At 72.5% G+C, this 18,781-nt stretch carries 17 protein-coding genes; 4 read left to right on the top strand and 13 right to left on the bottom strand.

Annotated features, from left to right (window positions below; genetic code table 11):
• Positions 1–97 precede the first annotated feature (97 nt).
• Both ABZ464_RS12260 and ABZ464_RS12265 read left to right on the top strand, forming a co-directional pair.
• Positions 98–955: a 3-hydroxybutyryl-CoA dehydrogenase gene (locus ABZ464_RS12260; RefSeq protein ID WP_359274743.1), complete on the top strand. Its 858-nt coding sequence runs from the start codon at positions 98–100 to the stop codon at positions 953–955.
• A 182-nt stretch (positions 956–1,137) separates the two neighbouring features.
• Positions 1,138–1,395 carry a hypothetical protein gene (locus ABZ464_RS12265; RefSeq protein WP_359274745.1) on the top strand — a complete coding sequence of 86 codons (258 nt, stop codon included), beginning with the start codon at positions 1,138–1,140 and terminating at the stop codon, positions 1,393–1,395.
• 4 nt (positions 1,396–1,399) lie between these two features.
• Here ABZ464_RS12265 and ABZ464_RS12270 read toward each other — a convergent pair whose 3' ends face one another.
• The 10 genes from ABZ464_RS12270 to infC all read right to left on the bottom strand — a co-directional run bounded on the left by ABZ464_RS12270 (position 1,400) and on the right by infC (position 12,143).
• Positions 1,400–1,936, bottom strand: a complete 537-nt coding sequence (locus ABZ464_RS12270) for an NUDIX hydrolase (RefSeq protein WP_359274748.1) — start codon at positions 1,934–1,936, stop codon at positions 1,400–1,402.
• A 66-nt stretch (positions 1,937–2,002) separates the two neighbouring features.
• Positions 2,003–3,343, bottom strand: coding sequence for a transcriptional regulator (locus ABZ464_RS12275; protein WP_359274751.1), 1,341 nt, complete (start codon positions 3,341–3,343; stop codon positions 2,003–2,005).
• A gap of 201 nt (positions 3,344–3,544) precedes the next feature.
• A complete protein-coding gene (locus ABZ464_RS12280) occupies positions 3,545–4,519 on the bottom strand; it encodes a PP2C family protein-serine/threonine phosphatase (RefSeq protein ID WP_359274752.1) in 975 nt (324 codons plus the stop codon).
• A 189-nt stretch (positions 4,520–4,708) separates the two neighbouring features.
• Positions 4,709–7,222 (bottom strand): phenylalanine--tRNA ligase subunit beta, encoded by a 2,514-nt coding sequence (gene pheT, locus ABZ464_RS12285; RefSeq protein ID WP_359274755.1) that lies wholly within the window; start codon positions 7,220–7,222, stop codon positions 4,709–4,711.
• On the bottom strand, positions 7,222–8,343 hold the full coding sequence (pheS, locus tag ABZ464_RS12290; protein ID WP_359274758.1) for a phenylalanine--tRNA ligase subunit alpha: 1,122 nt from the start codon (positions 8,341–8,343) through the stop codon (positions 7,222–7,224). The genes pheT and pheS overlap by 1 nt, the downstream gene beginning before the upstream one ends.
• A 133-nt stretch (positions 8,344–8,476) precedes the next feature.
• Positions 8,477–9,565, bottom strand: coding sequence for an ATP-binding protein (locus ABZ464_RS12295; RefSeq protein WP_359274761.1), 1,089 nt, complete (start codon positions 9,563–9,565; stop codon positions 8,477–8,479).
• A gap of 55 nt (positions 9,566–9,620) precedes the next feature.
• Positions 9,621–10,472 (bottom strand): RNA methyltransferase, encoded by an 852-nt coding sequence (locus ABZ464_RS12300; RefSeq protein ID WP_359274764.1) that lies wholly within the window; start codon positions 10,470–10,472, stop codon positions 9,621–9,623.
• A gap of 196 nt (positions 10,473–10,668) precedes the next feature.
• Complete coding sequence (gene rplT, locus ABZ464_RS12305; protein WP_007495403.1) at positions 10,669–11,052, bottom strand: 50S ribosomal protein L20; 384 nt, start codon at positions 11,050–11,052, stop codon at positions 10,669–10,671.
• A 95-nt stretch (positions 11,053–11,147) separates the two neighbouring features.
• Positions 11,148–11,342 (bottom strand): 50S ribosomal protein L35, encoded by a 195-nt coding sequence (rpmI, locus tag ABZ464_RS12310; RefSeq protein ID WP_004933563.1) that lies wholly within the window; start codon positions 11,340–11,342, stop codon positions 11,148–11,150.
• A 111-nt stretch (positions 11,343–11,453) separates the two neighbouring features.
• Complete coding sequence (gene infC / locus ABZ464_RS12315) at positions 11,454–12,143, bottom strand: translation initiation factor IF-3 (RefSeq protein ID WP_359275025.1); 690 nt, start codon at positions 12,141–12,143, stop codon at positions 11,454–11,456.
• A gap of 398 nt (positions 12,144–12,541) precedes the next feature.
• On the opposite strand from infC, the gene ABZ464_RS12320 reads away from it, so the two are divergent.
• Complete coding sequence (locus ABZ464_RS12320; protein WP_359274767.1) at positions 12,542–12,916, top strand: DUF1844 domain-containing protein; 375 nt, start codon at positions 12,542–12,544, stop codon at positions 12,914–12,916.
• A gap of 17 nt (positions 12,917–12,933) precedes the next feature.
• Here ABZ464_RS12320 and ABZ464_RS12325 read toward each other — a convergent pair whose 3' ends face one another.
• Positions 12,934–13,665 carry an SseB family protein gene (locus ABZ464_RS12325; RefSeq protein WP_359274770.1) on the bottom strand — a complete coding sequence of 244 codons (732 nt, stop codon included), beginning with the start codon at positions 13,663–13,665 and terminating at the stop codon, positions 12,934–12,936.
• A 150-nt stretch (positions 13,666–13,815) separates the two neighbouring features.
• On the opposite strand from ABZ464_RS12325, the gene ABZ464_RS12330 reads away from it, so the two are divergent.
• Positions 13,816–14,799, top strand: coding sequence for a serine hydrolase (locus ABZ464_RS12330; protein WP_359274772.1), 984 nt, complete (start codon positions 13,816–13,818; stop codon positions 14,797–14,799).
• A 19-nt stretch (positions 14,800–14,818) separates the two neighbouring features.
• Here ABZ464_RS12330 and mycP read toward each other — a convergent pair whose 3' ends face one another.
• Positions 14,819–16,045, bottom strand: a complete 1,227-nt coding sequence (mycP, locus tag ABZ464_RS12335; protein WP_359274775.1) for a type VII secretion-associated serine protease mycosin — start codon at positions 16,043–16,045, stop codon at positions 14,819–14,821.
• On the bottom strand, positions 16,042–16,881 hold the full coding sequence (locus tag ABZ464_RS12340; protein WP_359274778.1) for a hypothetical protein: 840 nt from the start codon (positions 16,879–16,881) through the stop codon (positions 16,042–16,044). Before ABZ464_RS12340 ends, mycP begins: the two co-directional genes overlap by 4 nt.
• Positions 16,882–18,781: the final 1,900 nt, after the last annotated feature.

Consider the following 18,781-nt stretch of genomic DNA (forward strand, 5'->3'; position numbering starts at 1 on the left):
TACTTGCTAGTAACGTGCACGATCGGAGCAGGCCGACCGGGACCCGGCAGACCTGTCACAGACAACGGGCAGAGTCAGAGTCAGCGAAGGGGACGATGTGACGGACATCGAACGCGTCGGAGTCGTGGGCTGCGGCCAGATGGGTGCGGGCATCGCGGAGGTCTGCGCCCGCGCCGGACTCGACGTCAAGGTCGCCGAGACCACCGGCGAGGCCCTGGAGTTCGGCCGGACCCGGCTGTTCGGCTCCCTGGCCAAGGCCGCCGAGCGCGGCAAGATCACCGAGGCGGAGCGGGACGAGACACAGGCCCGCCTCAGCTTCACCACGGACCTCGGCGAGTTCGCCGACCGGGACCTCGTCATCGAGGCCGTCGTGGAGAACGAGCAGGTCAAGACGGAGATCTTCCAGGTCCTCGACCAGGTGGTGACCCGCCCGGACGCCATCCTGGCCTCCAACACCTCCTCGATCCCGCTGGTGAAGCTGGCGGTCGCCACCTCGCGGCCCGACCAGGTCGTCGGCATCCACTTCTTCAACCCGGCCCCCGTGCAGAAGCTGGTCGAGCTGATCCCGGCGCTGACCACCTCCGAGGGCACGATCGGCCGGGCGCAGCTGTTCGCCGAGAAGGTGCTGGGCAAGCACGCGATCCGCGCGCAGGACCGCTCGGGCTTCGTCGTCAACGCGCTGCTGATCCCGTATCTGCTGTCCGCGATCCGGATGTTCGAGACGGGCATCGCCGGCCGCGAGGACATCGACAACGGCATGGAGATGGGCTGCGCCCACCCGATGGGCCCGCTGAGGCTGTCCGACCTGATCGGCCTGGACACGGTCGCCTCGGTCGCGCAGTCGATGTACGACGAGTACAAGGAGCCGCTGTACGCCGCTCCCCCGCTGCTCGCGCGGATGGTGGACGCGGGCCGGCTGGGCCGTAAGACCGGCTCGGGGTTCTACACGTACTGATGACCCACCGTGATCGGCACGGGCCCGGCGCTCCTCGGAGTGCCGGGCCCGCGTGTTTCACACACCGTGTGCGCGCCGGGCCCGCATATGCCATACGCACACGCTCCCCACCGGCCCACCAGGCGAGTTGACTCACCATGCACATGCAGGGATGTGAGTCGACTACGGAAAGGAGCGGACACGTGACCGCCGATCCCGAGCATCCCGTCGTCCATGGAGAACTCGCAGAGTTACGTCGCCGGCTGGACGTGGCCTACGCCCGCGTCGAGGGCGGGCTGGCCCTGATCACTCATCGCACCGAGGAGACCGCCAAGGAACTGGACGAGCTGAACACCCGCATGGTCTCGCTGGAACACGCGCGCTGGCCGCTGCCCTCGCTCGCGGCGCTCACGGCCCTGGGGGCCCTGGTCGTGACGGTCTGGCAGGCGCTGGCCCGCTAGTCTCCTAGTCGCCCGTCAGCCTGAGATGGTGCAACAGCATCAACGCGGCCGCCATGTTGGCGGCCGGGACCTCCCCCCGGGCGACCAGGTCGGGTACGACCTTCAGGGGGACCCACTCCCGGCGGTCCGACTCGAAGTCGTCCACGGGGTGTCCCACGTACTCGCCCCGGTCCGACCAGTAGATGTGGTGGACGGCGTCGGTGAGACCGTTGGACGGTTCCACGCTCATGAGGTGGTGCAGGGGCCCCGGCCGCCAGCCGGTCTCCTCCTCGAGTTCCCTGGCGGCCGCGCGGGCGATGTCCTCGCCGTCCTCGACGACGCCCGCCGCGAGTTCCCAGCCCCAGCTGTCGGTGATGAAGCGGTGACGCCACAGGAGCAGGACCTCGTTCGCCTCGTTGACCACGGTGGCCACGGCGACGGGCCGCAGCCGTATCAGGAAGTGGTCCAGGTGCCGGCCGTCCGGCAGCTCCACATCGGCCAGGTTGACGCTGAACCAGCGGTTTTCATACACAGTTTGTTCGTTCTGTTTCGTCCACTGCACGGTTCTGCCACCTTCCGTCGGGTGAGTGGCAATATCGCAGCAGGGACTGTGGAGTGCCCCGGAGGTCTACAGCGGTACGCGCAGTGCTCCGTCGATGAGTTCGGCTGCTTCGGACGTCCCCGAGCAGCCACTGCGCACCAGGTGTTCACGCACCGCCCGGAGTCTGTCGCGCAGCCGCTGGGACTCCATTCCCCTGGCCTGTTCGGCCATCTGGACGGCGGTGACCACGGCCTTGTCGGCATGGCCCTGGCGCAGTTCGATCGTGCTGAGCATGGCGAGCCGGTGCACCCGGCCCCGGTCGTGCGCGGGTGTGCCGACGGCGGCCTGGGCGTGTTCGGCGGCCGCAGCGATCTCGCCGAGGCTGAGCAGCGCCTCCGCCACCTGGACGTTGACCAGACCGGGCTGGACATAGCCGGTCTCGTCGGGCTCGACGCCCCGCCGGATGCGTTCGGCGGCCGTCTCCGCCCGCCGGATGCACGACAACGCGCTCGTACCGTCGCCGAGGTGGGCGTACGCCTTGGCCTGCATCGCGTACAGATCGGAGGCCAGGGCGGGGGTGATGTGCTTGCCGGCCGCCCGCAGCGCCGCCTCCGCGAAGGCCACGGCCTGCCGGTACTCCCGCATGAACAGCGACTGGTTGACGAGGAGCGCGATGACGTACGCGCCAAGACCCCGGTCCCCGCTGGCCTTTGCCAGCCGCAGCGCCTGGTGGAAGTAGCGCTGGGCGAGGCCGTGCGCATCGGAGTCGTACGCGCAGATCCCGGCGACGGCCACCAACCCGCCGGTCGCCCGGTGCAGTTGACGCCCCGTCTCGTCGGTGTAGCTGCCGCGCAGCAGGGGCGCGGCCTCGGCGTTGAGGAAGCCGACGATACGGCTGCGGGTCGCGATGCCGCCCGCCTTGCGGTACATCTGCTCGTAGTGGGCGCGGGCGGCGCGCAGCATCTCGATGTCGGCGGAGGTGACGCGGTGTCGGCCACCCCGGGAGACGTCGACGTCCTCGGGCGGGTTCTCCCACTCCCACACCGGCATCACGGCCGGCGTCCCGGTCACGGCGGGGGCGCCGAGGAGGTGGGGACGCTGCTGCTCGTCGGAGCGCCACAGGGCGGTGGCCCGCTCGACGAAGCCGGAGAGGGAGGTGCCGTGCGGGGCGGAGGGCTCGCCCGGTACGCCGAGGCCGATGTCGTCGAGGGTGACCGGCCGGTGCAGACGCCCTGCGAGGACCTCGCAGATCAGGTCGGGGACCTGGCCGCGGGGCCGCTGTCCCTTCAGCCAGCGGGCGATCGCCGTGTGCTCGTAGCGCAGGGCGAGCCCGCGGGCCCGTCCGGCCTGGTTGACGTGGGCGGCGAGGCCCGCGTGCGAGATGCCCGCCTCGTCCAGGATCGCGTCGAGCAGAGTGTTGGGCTGCATTGGGTGCCCCCCGGTGCCTCGGTGCCGCCAGAGTAGTGGGTGCGTCTTCACACGGGGTGTGAACGGAGTGCGCGTATCCGTGCTGTGTGCGCGCTGTCGCGGAGAGTTCCCGGCCCGGTTGACTGGATTGCCTCGCAAGAGGTTCGCCGGGCCGTCGGCTCCCCCTCAATAAGCGGCGGCCCGGCGTTGCGGGTTCGGGGATCAGGGGTTGGGCTGCATCCGCTCGTTCTGAAGTGCCAGTAGGGCGATGTCGTCATGGGGTCTGCCCGCTGTGTGGCGCAGGAGGGCGGAGAGGGTCGTGCGGAGGATCCGCTGTGGGGAGACGGGGTGGTCGTCGGCCGCCTTGGTGAGTGCCTCCGTCAGGGAGAAGAAGCTTCCGTGTCCGTCCCTCGCGTCCTCCGCACCGTCCGTGAAGAGGACCATCGAGTCACCTCGGAGCAGGTGACCGCAGAACGTCGGCAGAAGGTGCGGCGGTAGGGGGAACAGGCCCAGCGGCGGCAGGGGATCCGCCCGCGACAACGGCTCCACGGTCGTGCCGCTCAGCAGGTACGGCCAGGGGTGGCCGCAGTTCAAGGCGTGTGTCTCCCCGTTCTCGTGGATCTCCAGCAGCAGGACCGTGACGAACTCCTCGGCGAGGGGGGTGTCCGAGTCGCCCTCCCGCAGGCGTCTGGCCAAGGCCCGTTCCAGTCTGCGCAGTACGACGACCAGGTCGGGCTCGTCATGGACGGCCTCACGGAAACAGCCGAGCAGGGCGGCCACCGTGCCGAGGGCGGGCAGGCCGTGGCCGCGGACGTCGCCCATCACGACCCGTACGCCGTGTTCGGTCGCGATGACCTCGTAGAGATCGCCGCCGACGGTGGCGCCGCGGTCGGCGGAGAGCCGGGCCGCGGCGACGTCCAGTCCGTCGACGCGGGGCGGCAGGGGTCGTAGGAGAACGTTCTGGGCGGCCCCGGCGACCCTTCTGACCTGCTTCAGTTCCCGCAACAGGGCCTGTCGGACATGGAGTACGAGCCCGGTGCCGACCGCGAAGAACACGGCGCTCGTGGCGATCCTGGCGGCCAGCCCGTCCTGCTGGGCCAGCGGACAGGTCAGCTTGTACGCGATCGCCAGGGCGCCCCAGGCCGTGGGCAACCCCAGCGACAGGGCGCTGCGCAACGGCCGCCTGATGCCGAACATGGTCGTTGGCCCCCCGTCCCAGGCCGCACAGCAGATCGGACCGACCCCGAAAGGGCCGGTCCGATTCTGTCGACGGGATGGCCCAGAAGGACCAGTTCGCCCGAAGTTGTCACCCGGATGAGTGAAGCCACCCAGGGGCGCGGGGAACTGCGCGACAAACCACGACCCACCCGCACCCGGCGAACGACATCAGCCCCGCAGGACCGCCCCCGTCCGCTCCCCCGCGAGAGCAACAGCCGCATCCCGCGCAGCCGAAGCCTCATCCACCGTCAGCGTCCGGTCCCCCGCGCGGAAGCGCAGCGCATAGGCGAGCGACTTCTTGCCGTCACCCAGCTGCTCGTCGTTGACGTACACGTCGAACAGCCGGATCCCCTCCAGCAGTTCACCCGCGCCCTCGCGCAGCGCGGCCTCGACGTCCGAGTGCGGTACGAAGGAGTCGACCACGAGGGCGACGTCCTGCGTGGCCACGGGGAACGTGGAGATGCTCGGCGCCTGCGGGGTGTCGTCGCCGACCGCCTCCAGGACGTCGAGGTTCAGCTCCATCGCGCAGGTGCGCGCGGGCAGGCCCAACGCCTTCAGCACCCGGGGGTGCAGCTCGCCCGCGTGGCCGACGACGCGCTCGGTGCCGTCGGCGACGACCACGAACTCGGCGCAGCGCCCGGGGTGCCACGGGCCGTACTGGCCGCCGCGCACGATCAGGTCGGCACCGGCCTCACGGGCGACGGCGCGACCGGCCTCGATCGCGTCGGCCCAGTCGGCCGGACGGCCCTTGCCCCACCAGCCGGCCTGCTCGCGGGCGCCCGCGAGGACGACGGCGACATGGCGCGGCTGCTCGGGGAGGACGGCGTCGAGCGCGGCGAGCTCCTCGTCCGTCGGGCGGCGGTCGACCGGGAGGTGACCGGCGACGCCGGCCCCCTCGCGCGGGTGGAAGACCAGGCCCGTCTCGAACAGCGCGAGGTCATGGCTGCCCCGGCCGTCGTTGCGCCGCAGGGCGCCCAGCAGGCCCGGCAGCAGCGACGTACGGAGGGCGGGCTCCTCGTCGTTGAGCGGGTTGGTGAGCCTGACGACGCGGCGGGCCGGGTCGTCGGCGGCCAGTCCGAGCTGGTCGAAGACGCCCTCGCCGACGAACGGGTAGTTCGGCGCCTCGACATAGCCGGCGCCGGCCAGGGCGCGGCCGACGCGGCGGTGCAGGCGCTGGCGGTGGGTGAGGCCGCGGCCCGACGGGGGCTTGGGCAGCGTGGAGGGCAGGTTCTCGTAGCCCTCCAGGCGGATGACCTCCTCCGCCAGGTCGTTGATCTCGGCGAGGTCGGGCCGCCAGGACGGGACGGTGACGATCAGCTCGTCCTGCCCGTAGACGTCGCAGCCGATCTCCTGGAGGCGGCGCACGACCGTCTCGCGGCCGTAGCCGACGCCCGCGACCTTGTCGGGGTGGTTGGCCGGGACGGTGATGGTGTGCGGGCCGGAGGGGGTGACGACCTCGGTGACGCCCGCGTCGGCCGTACCGCCCGCGAGCAGCACCAGCAGGTCGACCGTGCGCTGCGCGGCGGCCGCGGCGGCGGCCGGGTCGACGCCCCGCTCGAAGCGACGGGAGGCCTCGGAGGACAGCTTGTGCCGGCGGGCCGTGCGCGCGATGGACACCGCGTCGAAGTGGGCGGCCTCGATCACGACGTCACCGGTGGACTGCTCGGTGTTGTCGTGGTCGGCGATCTCGGTGTTGGCGCCGCCCATGACCCCGGCGAGGCCGATCGGGCCGCGGTCGTCGGTGATGACGAGGTCCTCGGCGTGCAGCGTGCGGGTCACCCCGTCGAGGGTGACGATCTGCTCGCCCTCCCCGGCCCGGCGGACGCCGATGGTGCCCTGGACCAGTGCGCGGTCGTAGGCGTGCAGCGGCTGGCCGAGCTCCATCATCACGTAGTTGGTGACGTCGACGGCGAGGGAGATCGGGCGCATGCCGACCTTCTGCAGCCGGCGCTTCAGCCAGATCGGGGAGCGGGCCTCGGGGCTCAGACCGGTGACGGTGCGGGCGGTGAAGCGGTCGCAGCCGAGCGGCTCGGAGACCCGCACCGGGTACCCGAAGGCGTTCGGGGCCGGTACGTCGAGCAGGGCGGGGTCGCGCAGGGGCAGACCGTAGGCGATGGCGGCCTCGCGGGCGACGCCGCGGATGGACAGACAGTCGCCGCGGTTGGCGGTGACGGCGATGTCCAGGACCTCGTCGACCAGCTCGAGGAGCTCGATGGCGTCCTTGCCGACCTCGGTCTCCGGGGGCAGCACGATGATGCCCTTGGTGCCGTCGTCGCCCATGCCCAGCTCGTCGCTGGAGCAGATCATGCCGTGCGAGGTCCTGCCGTACGTCTTGCGGGCGGCGATGGCGAAGCCGCCGGGCAGGACGGCGCCCGGGAGGACGACGACGACCTTGTCGCCGACGGCGAAGTTGCGGGCGCCGCAGACGATCTCCTGGGGCTCGCCCGTGCCGTTGGCCGTGCCCACGTCGACGGTGCAGAAGCGGATCGGCTTCTTGAAGCCCTCCAGCTCCTCGATGGTGAGCACCTGGCCCACGACGAGGGGGCCCTTGAGGTCGGCGCCGAGCTGCTCGACGGTCTCGACCTCAAGGCCGGCGGACACCAGCTTGGCCTGCACGTCACGGCCGGTTTCGGTGGCGGGGAGGTCGACGTACTCCCGCAGCCAGGAAAGCGGGATCCGCATCAGATCTCCATCCCGAAGGGTCGGGTGAACCGGGTGTCACCCTCGACCATGTCTCGCATGTCTTCGACGTTGTGGCGGAACATCAGCAGCCGTTCGATGCCGAAACCGAAGGCGAAGCCGCTGTACTTCTCGGGGTCGACGCCACAGGCGGTGAGCACCTTGGGGTTGACCATGCCGCAGCCGCCGAGCTCGATCCAGCCCTCGCTGGAGCAGGTGCGGCAGGGGCGGTCGGGGTTGCCGACGGACTCGCCGCGGCAGACGTAGCACACCATGTCCATCTCGGCGGACGGCTCGGTGAACGGGAAGAAGTTGGGCCGCAGCCGGGTCTTGATCCCCTCGCCGAACAGCGACTGGACCATGTGGTCCATGGTGCCCTTGAGGTCGGCCATGGTCAGGCCCTCGTCCACGGCGAGCAGCTCCACCTGGCGGAACACCGGGGTGTGCGTGGCGTCCAGCTCGTCGGTGCGGTAGACGACGCCGGGGCAGATCACATAGACCGGCAGCTCGCGCGAGAGCAGGGAGCGGATCTGCACGGGCGAGGTGTGGGTGCGCAGCACGACACCGGACTCGGTGCCGCCGTCCGGGCCCTGGACGAAGAAGGTGTCGGCCTCGCCGCGGGCCGGGTGGTCCGGGCCGATGTTCAGGGCGTCGAAGTTGAACCATTCGGCCTCGACCTGGGGGCCCTCGGCGACCTCGTAGCCCATGGCCACGAAGATGTCCTCGATGCGCTCCGAGAGCGTGGTGAGCGGATGGCGGGCGCCGGCCGGTACGCGGTCGTACGGCAGGGTGACGTCCACCGCCTCCTCGACCAGCACCCGGGCGTCACGCTCGGCCTCCAGCTCCTCCTGGCGGCCGGCGAGGGCCTTGTTCACCGCGCCGCGGGCCTGGCCGACCACCTTGCCGGCGGCGGCCTTGGCATGCGGGGGCAGCGCGCCGATCTCGCGGTTCGCGAGGGCCAGCGGCGAGGTGCCGCCGGTGTGGGCGACCTTGGCCTCCTGGAGCGCGTCGAGGGAGTCCGCGGCGGCGAAGGCGGCGAGCGCCTCGTCCCGCATGCGCTCGATCTCTTCCGGTTTCAACGCCTCGACCTCGACAGGGTCGTACGACTTATTCGGTGCCGACATCTCTTCCCGTGCTTCCGATTGGCTGGATGGTCCCCGTCACCGACTCGCGGCCAGTGCGTCATGGCTTTCGGGACACAAAGGTGCCAAAGGCCGAGTCTAACGGGGTTGAGGTATACGAAGAGCCCGCGGGCCGTCAGGCGAGATACGCCGGGGCGGCCACGGGCAACGTAAATCGGAACTCGGCGCCCCCGCCGGGGGCGCGGCCGACCGTGATGGTGCCGCCGTGGGCTTCGACGATGCCCTTGACGATGTACAGCCCGAGGCCCGTGCCACCGCGCTTGCTGCCCCGCCAGAAGCGGGTGAAGACGCGGTTCATGGACTCCTCCGGGATGCCGGCACCCTCGTCGCTCACGGTGACCGACGTGCCGGTGTCCTCCCCTTCCCGGGGGGACGCGGCGGGCGTGACGTCAATCGTGACGGTTCCCTCGCCGTGCCGCACCGCATTTTCGATGAGGTTGCTGAGGACCTGGTCGACCTTGTCGGGGTCGGCCCACAGGGCGGGCAGCGGCTGCTCGAGACGGAGCAGGAACCGGTCGGCGGGCTGCCCGGCGGCGACGTAGGCCTGGATGTGCCGTCCGACGGCCGCGCCTATGTCGACGGGCTGGCGCCGCACCTCCAGCCGCCCGGAGTCGATCCGCGAGATGTCGAGCAGCTCGGCGATGAGCCGCGTGACACGGTCGGCGTCGGCATCCACCGTCTCCAGCATCAGCCGCTTCTGGTCGTCGGTGAAGCGGGCCCATTTGGCGAGGAGGGTGGCGGTGAAGCCCTTGACGGAGGTGAGCGGGGAGCGCAGTTCGTGGGCGACGGTGGCGATCAGCTCGGCGTGGCTGCGCTCGGTGCGGCGGCGGGCCTCGGTGTCCCGCACGGAGACGACGACCCGGCGGACGGGTCCGGTGGGTGCGGTGCGGACGTAGCGCGCGGTGACGAGCACCTCGCGGCCGCCGGGCAGCAGCAGATTCCGCTCGGGCTGGCCGGTCCGGATGGCGAGCCCCGTGTAGGGGTCCGTGAGCTGCCACCAGCGGCGGCCTTCGAGGTCCTCCAACGGGAGCGCCTTGTCGAGCCGCTGTCCGAGGGCTTCCTGCGCCGGTACGGAGGTGATCCGGACGGCGGCGGCGTTGAAGCAGATCACCCGCCCGTGCTCGTCGGCGACGACCAGCCCGTCCGGCAGGTCGTCGGGGTCGATGCCGAGTTCGGCCAGGTCACCGGCAGTGCCGACACTCATCCCCGTACCTCACCTCCCGCCCTCCCGTAAGAGGCGCCCCGAGCTCGTCACCCTACTAGCTCTCGGTGACGGAGCGGCACCCTCCGGAGGCGCGCTGTGCACGGGCCGATGCGTAGAGACATACGGCCGCGGCGGTCGCGAGGTTCAGGCTCTCGGCCTTTCCGTGGATCGGGACGCGGACGACGGCGTCGGCGAGAGCGCGGGTCTCCTCCGGGAGCCCCCAGGCCTCGTTGCCGAACACCCAGGCGGTGGGCCCGCCCATGGTGCCCTTGTCCAGCTCGTCGTCGAGGTCGTCCCGACCGGCCCCGTCGGCGGCGAGGATCCGCACCCCGGCCTCCTTCAGCCCGGCCACGGCCCGCTCGACGGGCACGCCGACGGCGACGGGCAGATGGAACAGCGACCCGACGGAGGCCCGGACGGCCTTCGGGTTGTACAGATCGACGGACGCGTCGGTCAGTACGACGGCCTCGGCGCCGGCGGCGTCCGCGCAGCGCAGGACGGTGCCGGCGTTGCCGGGGTCGCGGACATGCGCCAGTACGGCGACCAGCCGGGGCCGGGCGGCGAGGATCTCCTCGAAGGGCGTGTCGACGAACCGGCAGACCCCGACGAGCCCCTGCGGGGTGACCGTCGTCGAGATGTCCGCGATGACCTGCTCGTCGGCGAGATGGATCCGGGCGCCGGCGGCTCGGGCCTCCCCGACGATGTCGGCGTACCGCTCCGCGGCCTCGACGGTGGCGAACAGCTCGGTGAGGGTGTCCGCGCCGTACCCCGCCGCCTCCCGCACGGCCTGCGGCCCCTCCGCGAGGAACAGCCGCTCCTTCCCCCGGAAGTTCCGCCGGGCAAGCCGCCGCGCGGCGGCCACACGGGGAGAACGGGGGGAGATCAGCTCGGGGCTGGCGGGGGGCATGTTCTGGTTCACCTTCGAAAGCTGGGTGGGTTGCAGGGGCGCGGGGCTCTATCGATGTGCGGCTCCGCCGCGTGGGCGCGATCAGCCACAGGCGACCCGCACCCGAACGGCGGCCTCAGCGGGCGTCAGCAGCAAAGGACCCGCAGGATGGAACCTGCGGGTCCTTCGGTCACGTCGGCTCAAAGCCGGCGAGGCGTCACGCGGCCTTGGGCGCGTTCACGTCCGACGGCAGCGCCTTCTGCGCGACCTCGACGAGCGCGGCGAACGCACCGGCGTCGTTCACGGCGAGCTCGGCCAGGATCTTGCGGTCGACCTCGACGTTCGCGGCCTTCAGGCCCTGGATGAAGCGGTTGTAGGTGATGCCGTTGGCGCGGGCAGCGGCGTTGATGCGCTGGATCCACAGCTGACGGAAGTCGCCCTTGCGCTTCTTGCGGTCGTTGTAGTTGTAGACCAGCGAGTGGGTGACCTGCTCCTTGGCCTTGCGGTACAGGCGCGAACGCTGACCGCGGTAGCCGGAGGCCGCCTCGAGGATCGCCCGGCGCTTCTTGTGGGCGTTGACTGCCCGCTTGACGCGTGCCACTTGTTAACTCCTTGTAGCGGGGCCGCGGTTGTCGTCACACGGCCCGGAATCGATTGGGTCCCGGTGTGCGTGGGTCAGGCGCGGTGCGCCCGACCTCACTTGCCGAGAAGCTTCTTGATCTTCGCGGCGTCGCCCGGGGCCATCTCGGCGTTGCCGGTGAGGCGACGCGTCACGCGGGACGACTTGTGCTCGAGCAGGTGGCGCTTGCCGGCGCGCTCACGGAGCACCTTGCCGGAGCCGGTGACCTTGAAGCGCTTGCTGGCACCGCTGTGCGACTTGTTCTTCGGCATAGCGCCGTTCTCTCCTCGTCGGTGGCGCTCCGGTGCCCGGTCGTGAAACCGGGCACTGGGTGGAGCGTCGCTGCTGTATGGGTTGCATCCAGGGGACTTACGTCCCGCGGATCACGCCTCGGCGGAAGCCTCGGCAGGGGCCTCGGCGGCCTCGGTGGTCTCGGTGGCCTCAGTGGCCTCGTCGTCGATGTACTCGGCGTCCGCGGGGTTCTGCGAGCGGCCGGGGTTGGCCTTCGCTTCGGCCTTGCGGGCCTCTTGCGCCTGACGGGCCTCGGCCATCGCCTCGGTCTTCTTCTTGTGCGGACCGAGGACCATGATCATGTTGCGGCCGTCCTGCTTGGGGTTCGACTCGACGAACCCGAGCTCCTGGACGTCCTCCGCGAGGCGCTGCAGCAGTCGGTAGCCCAGCTCGGGCCGGGACTGCTCGCGACCACGGAACATGATCGTGATCTTGACCTTGTCGCCCTGCTTGAGGAACCGGACGACGTGACCCTTCTTGGTGTCGTAGTCGTGCGGGTCGATCTTCGGCCGGAGCTTCATCTCCTTGATGACCGTGTGCGCCTGGTTCTTGCGCGCCTCACGGGCCTTCATGGCCGACTCGTACTTGAACTTCCCGTAGTCCATGAGCTTGCAGACCGGCGGGCGGGCGTTCGCCGCGACCTCGACCAGGTCCAGGTCGTACTCCTGCGCAAGCTCCAGTGCCTTGGCCAGGGGGACGATGCCCACCTGCTCGCCACTGGGACCGACAAGTCGCACCTCGGGAACGCGAATCCGGTCGTTGATGCGGGGCTCGGCGCTGATGGATCCTCCTCGATAGCACCACGCGAGCGTCTGGCGGACGGCCGCGTAACGTCTTGTGTCGTTAGACCTATAACCACGCCGAAGCACAAAAAATGCCCCGAACGATCACATGCGGGGGCTCCAAGCACTACCGGAGCACCGTCGCGAGCATCGCGGGGCGCACTACCGGGCGACTCCATCGTCCGTACGGAACGATGGCGGCCGCCTGACCGGGGTGACCCGCCGTCCCTGAGGGGCGGTCGGGTGGGAGTTCGGAGCCTCCACTTGTGGGCCGGGCCCGCCTGCTGGGTGGCACGCGTGTCCGACCGGTCGTTAATCGAGATTACCAGCCCGTGCCGGGAACGGCGAATCGAGCCTCGGTGCGGGGGTCCGGGCGGCCTGCGCCTATCGTGTGGGGCATGAGTGAGACCTCCCCCGCCGGCTCCCCGGACCCCACCTCCGCCGACTTCGACGAGATGACCCGCGACATCGCCGAGGTCCCGGCCGTCGAGGTGATCGTCACGGTCGCCGTCAACCTGATGAGCGCGGCGGCCGTCAAGCTCGGGCTCACCGAGGAGGGCGACAAGTACAAGGACCTCGACGAGGCCCGCAAGCTGGTCACGGCCCTCGCCGGGCTGCTCGACGCGAGCGCGACCGAGATCAGCTCCTTCCACGCGGCCCCGCTGCGCGACGGCCTGAAGTCGCTCCAGCTGGCGTTCCGCGAGGCGTCGATCGTCCCGGACGAGCCGGGCCAGGGCCCGGGCGAGAAGTACACCGGGCCCGTCTACGGCTAGTCCGCCGGATCGTCCGCTCATCCGCGTACGTACAGGGGCTCGCCCGGCGGCGTGGTCCCGGCCGGCAGGAGTGCCAGGTCGAGGCCGCGCACCAGGCGGGCCCTCAGTGTCTCGTCGGCGGCGAGGCGGCCGGCCACCGCGCGGGCGGCCTCGGCGGGGGCGGCGGACGGGTCGAGGACGAGGGCGAGGGTGCCGTCCGCCCGGCCCGGCCCGAGGTGCGCGCGGACGACGTCCGGCTCGGCGGCCACCGCGGCGCGCACCGCTTCCCGTACGGCCGGATCGGCGAGCGGATCGATCGTCGTACGGCCCTCCGCGAGCGCCAGCAGCGCCGGTCCCGTCAGTTCGAACGCCACCGGCCCGGCCAGGTCGAGCACCACGGTGTCCGCCTTCTCGTGCGCGGCGGCCCGCAGCGCCTGGTGCAGGGGTACGGCGACGGGTCGCGCCGCCGGGTCCCAGCGGGCCAGGGACTCGGTGGAGGTGAAGGCGGGCAGCGCGGTGCGGCCCCCGGCCTTCAGGGTGGGGACGGCCATGTCGCTGGTCTTCTCGCGGCGCAGCCCGTTCTCGTCCTCCTCGACCTCGCCGAGCACGGCCACCACCGGGACGAGCAGCCGGGTGCCCCTGAGGGCCGCCAGGACGGGTCCGACGGCGGTGCGGTCCTCGGCCCAGGCGGCGAGCGCCGCGCTCAGCCGGGGGTCGGCGGAGCCGTCGTCGTCGGAGTAGCCGGGGTCGGGAATGTTCTTGTTCGCCACGGTCACCGACCTTATCGGGGGGATGCTGCTGGGCTTGTGCGGGGCCCGAAACGCGAGCGAGACGGCTTTCACAGGATTCTCAGGCTTCGCTGACGTACCTCTTACGTTCGTCTAACGGCCCGCACAGTCGCCGCCACCACCATCACGGGCATGGAGACTCGCAGAGCCCGTAGCGGCCGCCGCGCCCGCCCGTCCCGGCGCCGTCCCCTCCTCTACACCGCGCTCGCCACCGTGGCCGTCCTCGGCGCCACCGCGGGCGGCACCGTCTATGTGAAGGCACAGGCGCACTCCGGCGAGGGGGCCGTATCGTCGTCCTCCGCGGAGCCGTCGGCGTCCGCGTCGGGCTCGGCGGACGGAGGGGTGAGCGTGGAGTCGGTGGCGGCACCCGCAGTGGACTACGACGCGCTGCTGGCCGAGGCGATGAAGTCGGTGACCGTGCCGGCGGACGCGAAGGTGTCCGTGGCCGTGCTGGACGTGGACTCCGGGGACAGCGCGACCCACGGCTCCGCCGCCTTCGACACGGCGAGCATCGTGAAGGTGGACATCCTGGCGACGCTGCTGCTCCAGGCGCAGGACGCGGGCCGGCATCTCACGGCGAACGAGAAGACGTACGCCACCGCGATGATCGAGAACAGCGACAACACCTCGGCGTCGGAGCTGTGGCGGATCATCGGCAAGGCGGAGGGGCTGGACGCGGCGAACGAGCGGTTCGGGCTCACGGGCACCGAGGGCGGCGACGACATGCTGTGGGGGCTCACCCAGACCACGGCCGCCGACCAGCTCAGGCTGCTGCAGCAGGTCTTCGGGGACGACTCGGAGCTGAGCGAGGCGTCGCGGTCGTACCTGCAGGGCCTGATGCAGCAGATAGCGACCGACCAGCACTGGGGTGTCTCGGCGGCGGCCGACGGCTCGTCGTGGGCGCTGAAGAACGGCTGGCTGGCCAGGAGCACCACCGGGCTGTGGGACATCAACAGCATCGGGCGGGTGCCGACCGGCGGGCACACGTACCTGGTGGCGGTGCTGTCGAACGGCAACGCGACGCAGGCCAGGGGCATCTCGCTGGTGGAGGCGGCGGCGAAGGCGGCGGTGTCGGCGTTCGCGGACGACAGCGCGTCGGCGTCGGCCACGGAATAGCCGTACTGCGACGGGCCCGCTAGTAGGTCTCGTACGACTCGTACGACTCGAAGGTCTCGAACTCGCCCGGCTCGCGGCGGCCTCGCCACAGGATGACCGCGCCGAGCAGGAGGACCACTCCGGCGCCCCCGGCGAGAGGGGCGGCCCAGCCGGAGGTGTCGTCGTCGGCGCGGGCGGCGTCGGGGCCCGCGCCGAAGTACTCCTTGCCGTAGGACGCGGACTTCAGGCCCTCCGGCTTGAGGGACCCCGCGGCCCGGATCGCTGCGGCGGGGTCGATGAAACCGAAGCCCCGGGAGTCGTCGCGGCCGCCGACGGGGGCGTTGCGGGCGGTGTCCTCGAGGAGCTTCTTGATCTGCGCCGGGGTGAGCCCGGGGTGGGCGGCCTTGATGAGCGCGACCGCCCCCGAGACGAACGCCGAGGCCGCGCTGGTCCCCCAGCCCTCGTAGTACTTGTGGTCGGGCTCGGCGATGACGACCTTCTGGCCGGGGGCGGCGACCGTGGCGTACCAGCGGCGGGTGGAGAACGAGGCGCGGGTGCCGTACCGGTCGACGGCGGTGGCGACTATCACGCCCGGGTAGGCCGCGGGGTAGGAGATGTGGTCGCCCTTCTCGCCGCCGTTGCCGGCCGAGGCGACGACGACCACCCCCTTCTTCAGGGCGTACTGCACGGCCTCGTCCTCGGCCGGTTCCGGGTGGGCGGAGGCGGAGTCGTCGCCCAGGGAGAGGTTGATGACGTCGACGTCCTGGTCGGCGGCCCAGCGGATGCCCTCGGCGAGGGCGTTGCCGCGGCTGTTGCGGGCCTTGGTGCGCTGGGGGTCCTCGTCCTCCAGGATCACGCGGACGGGGAGGATCTTGGCCTCGGGCGCGATGCCCATGACCCCGTCCTCGTCGCCGTACCCGTGGCCGTGACCGGCGATGATGCCGGCCATGGCGGTGCCGTGCACGGCCCAGGACGGGTCGCCCTCCTTCGCGCCGAAGCCGACCATGTCCTTGGTTTCGAGGACGTTGCCCTCCAGGTCGGGGTGGTCGGCCTCCACGCCGGTGTCCAGGACGGCGACGGTGATGCCCTTGCCCTTGGTGGTCTGCCAGGCCTCCTGGGTGTGCATGGCGTCGAGGGCCCACTGCTGGGCGCGGATGCTGTCGGCGTACGCGGGGGCGGCGGGCAGCAGGGCGACGGAGCCGGCGAGCAGACAACAGAGCAGCCCGGCCCTGCTGCGGTGACGGCTGCGGGGACTGCGGCGGCTCATGAGGGCTGCTCCGAGGGCGTGACGGCGGTCTTGCGCAGGCTCCGCTCGATGCGGTCGGCGAGGCCCTGGGCCTCGTTGCCGAGGCCGGCCTGGGCGGGGGCCGTGGTGGCGCCGGAGGCGGTGGCCTGTGAGGCGGGCTCGGGGCTGTCGACGGTACGGCCGTCGGCCCAGCCGGAGACGGCGTAGACGACGACCGGGGCGTCGGTGAGGACGGAGATCGTCCACGAGGCGCGCTGCTTGTCGCCGAAGGAGGCGGCGGCGGTGCCCTTGGCGGCGTACGGCTTCGGCATCAGGTCGGCGCGGCGGGCCAGGCCCTCCTTGTCGAAGCGGGTGTCGAGGGCGCGCATGCCGGCCGCGTCGGCGGTGGTGAACAGCAGGCCGACGGTGGTGACGTAGCTCTGGGTGGCGTCGGTGTAGGTGGCGCGCAGGAGCCGCTGGCAGCCGCCCGGGGTGAGGGCCTGGCGCAGCAGTGGGTCGAAGGCGTCGGCGCAGCCGCTGTCCGGGGCGACGGCGATCCGCGTCCAGGTCCGGTCGGCGCCCCCGGGGCCGGCGCCCTGCCCGTCGATGGTGACCGGGAAGAGCTCGTCGACGGGAACGCTGTGCCACAGTCCACCGGCCGCGGCGTACGTGTCCCGCGCGCCGCTTCCCTCCGCGTCCCCGATGAGCCAACTCCCGGTGACGGCACCGCCGATGAGCCCCAGCCCGAGCACGACACAGGCGGCGGCCACCACGGCCCGGCCCCGCCGCCCGACCGCCCGGGGCACGTCCCCGAACCCCTCGGGCCGCGCGAACGACACCACGGGCCGCGTGGCACCGGGCACACTCCCGGGAGCCATGGGAGCGCTCCAGGAAAGAGAGGGGTCGGGCGAGACGACACCGGTTGCGGGCGATTCGAGGGGGGTGACGGGGGGTGCGGGGGGAGTCGGTCCGGTGGTGGGGCGCGTGGGGGGAGTCGGTCCGGTGGTGGGGCCACGCCGGGGGCTCGGCCCGGCGGAGGGGTGGGTGGACGCGCCTGGCGTGGTGGAGGGGGTGGTGAACGGGTCCGGCGCAGCCGTGGGGCGGGCAGGGGTGTTCGGTCCGGAGGTGGGGCCTTTCCGGGTGGCCTGTCCTGCGGAGGGGCGCGCGGAGGTGCCCGGGGCGGTGGAAGGCGCGGTCATGGGGCGCGGGGGTGTGTTCGGTGCGGCAGTGGGGCGCGGGGGTGCGCCGGGTGTGGCAGGAGGCCGAGCGGAGGTGCCCTGCTCGGGGGTGGGGCGGGCGGAGGTGCCCGGGGAGGCATCGCCGAACGCGGGGGGACGGGCGGACGTGCCCGACTCGGACGCGGGGCGGCCGGGGGCTCCCGTCGCCGTGGTGGGGCGGGCGGGCGCTCCGGTGACGGTGGTGGGGCGGGCCGAGGTGCCCGGGCCGGATGTCGGGCGGGCCGAGGTGCCCGGGCCGGATGGGGAGCTGGTCGGGTCGGGGGGCCCGGCGGTGGGGCGGGTGGTGGGCTTCGGGGGCGCCGTGCGGGGTGGCGGCGGCGGGACCGTGAAGTCGGGGGGCGGGATCGCGGAGGTGGGCGACCAGGCCGGCTGGGAGTCCGGATCGGCCGCCGACGGCTGCGGGGAGGCAGCACGCCGGGCGGAACCCGGGACCTGCCCCGTCTCCGGTTCCACGGCGGCACTCGGGCTCGGCACCCAACTGCGGGGCAGCGGGCTCCAGGCGCTGCCGGAGACAGGAGCGGTGGGACTCGAGCCGCTGCCGTCGGCGGGCCCGGTGGAACGGGGGGCCGTCGCAGGACGCGCGCCGAAGAAGTCGGAGGGCCGGGGAGTCGACGAGCCCGGGGTACGGGCGCCGCCCGGTTCACCGGGTTCCGGGACACGCGTGGCACCGGGACCGCCGCGACGCAGATCGGTGGTGCCGTCCGCGCGGTCGTCGGTCGGAGCACCGGGGCGCCGGGTGGCGCCGCTTCCCCCGCGGTCGACGGTCGGGGAAGCGGGACGCGGGGCTGGGCCGCCTCCCGCGCGGTCGGTGGGCGGAGCGGCGGGACGCGGATCGACGCCGCTTCCCGCGCGCTCGGCGGTCGGGGAAGCGGGACGCGGGACAGCGCCGCCTCCCGCGCGGTCGGTGGGCGGAGCGGCGGGACGCGGATCGACGCCGCTTCCCGCGCGCTCGGCGGTCGGGGAAGCGGGACGCGGGACAGCGCCGCCTCCCGCGCGGTCGGTGGGCGGAGCGGCGGGACGCGGATCGACGCCGCTTCCCGCGCGCTCGGCGGTCGGGGAAGCGGGACGCGGGGCTGGGCCGCCTCCCGTGCGGTCGGGGGGCGGAGCGGCGGGACGCGGATCGACGCCGCTTCCCCTGCGGTCGGTGCCCGAGGCGGCGGGGCGGGGGGCCAGGCGGTCGCGGTCCGCGCTGCGCGGGGTCTCCGGGGCCGAGGGAGTGCGAGGAGTCCCAGTGGCGGAAGTTCCGGGCGTGCCGGGCGGTCGGTCCATGAGGGAGCCGTTGCTCGGGCCGGTGGTGCCCGAGGCGCCCGGACGGGCGCCGGATGGGCGCGCGGCGGGCGGCGCCGGGGGCCGCGGCGGGCGGGGGGTGTCGGGGCGGCGCGGAGCCGGGCCGCCGGGGTGAGGCGGCGTGTCCGGGAAGCGGGCGGACGCGGGAGGCGGAGGCGGCGCGCTCACGGAGTCCGAACCGAAGCCGTTCACCCGGTCCGAACCGAAGCCACCCGCAGAGCCCGGGCCGAAGCCGCTCACGCCCTCCGAACCC

The sequence above is a fragment of the Streptomyces sp. NPDC005820 genome (assembly GCF_040630255.1).
In the GTDB taxonomy this organism is placed as follows: domain Bacteria; phylum Actinomycetota; class Actinomycetes; order Streptomycetales; family Streptomycetaceae; genus Streptomyces.

Bases quoted from the DNA above. Each gene is read 5' to 3' on its own strand.
- ABZ464_RS12275 (WP_359274751.1), bottom strand. From the start codon at position 3,343: ATGCAGCCCAACACTCTGCTCGACGCGATCCTGGACGAGGCGGGCATC.
- ABZ464_RS12280 (WP_359274752.1), bottom strand. From the start codon at position 4,519: ATGTTCGGCATCAGGCGGCCGTTGCGCAGCGCCCTGTCGCTGGGGTTG.
- pheT (WP_359274755.1), bottom strand. From the start codon at position 7,222: ATGCGGATCCCGCTTTCCTGGCTGCGGGAGTACGTCGACCTCCCCGCC.
- pheS (WP_359274758.1), bottom strand. From the start codon at position 8,343: ATGTCGGCACCGAATAAGTCGTACGACCCTGTCGAGGTCGAGGCGTTG.
- ABZ464_RS12295 (WP_359274761.1), bottom strand. From the start codon at position 9,565: ATGAGTGTCGGCACTGCCGGTGACCTGGCCGAACTCGGCATCGACCCC.
- ABZ464_RS12300 (WP_359274764.1), bottom strand. From the start codon at position 10,472: ATGCCCCCCGCCAGCCCCGAGCTGATCTCCCCCCGTTCTCCCCGTGTG.
- rpmI (WP_004933563.1), bottom strand. From the start codon at position 11,342: ATGCCGAAGAACAAGTCGCACAGCGGTGCCAGCAAGCGCTTCAAGGTC.
- ABZ464_RS12320 (WP_359274767.1), top strand. From the start codon at position 12,542: ATGAGTGAGACCTCCCCCGCCGGCTCCCCGGACCCCACCTCCGCCGAC.
- ABZ464_RS12330 (WP_359274772.1), top strand. From the start codon at position 13,816: ATGGAGACTCGCAGAGCCCGTAGCGGCCGCCGCGCCCGCCCGTCCCGG.
- mycP (WP_359274775.1), bottom strand. From the start codon at position 16,045: ATGAGCCGCCGCAGTCCCCGCAGCCGTCACCGCAGCAGGGCCGGGCTG.
- ABZ464_RS12340 (WP_359274778.1), bottom strand. From the start codon at position 16,881: ATGGCTCCCGGGAGTGTGCCCGGTGCCACGCGGCCCGTGGTGTCGTTC.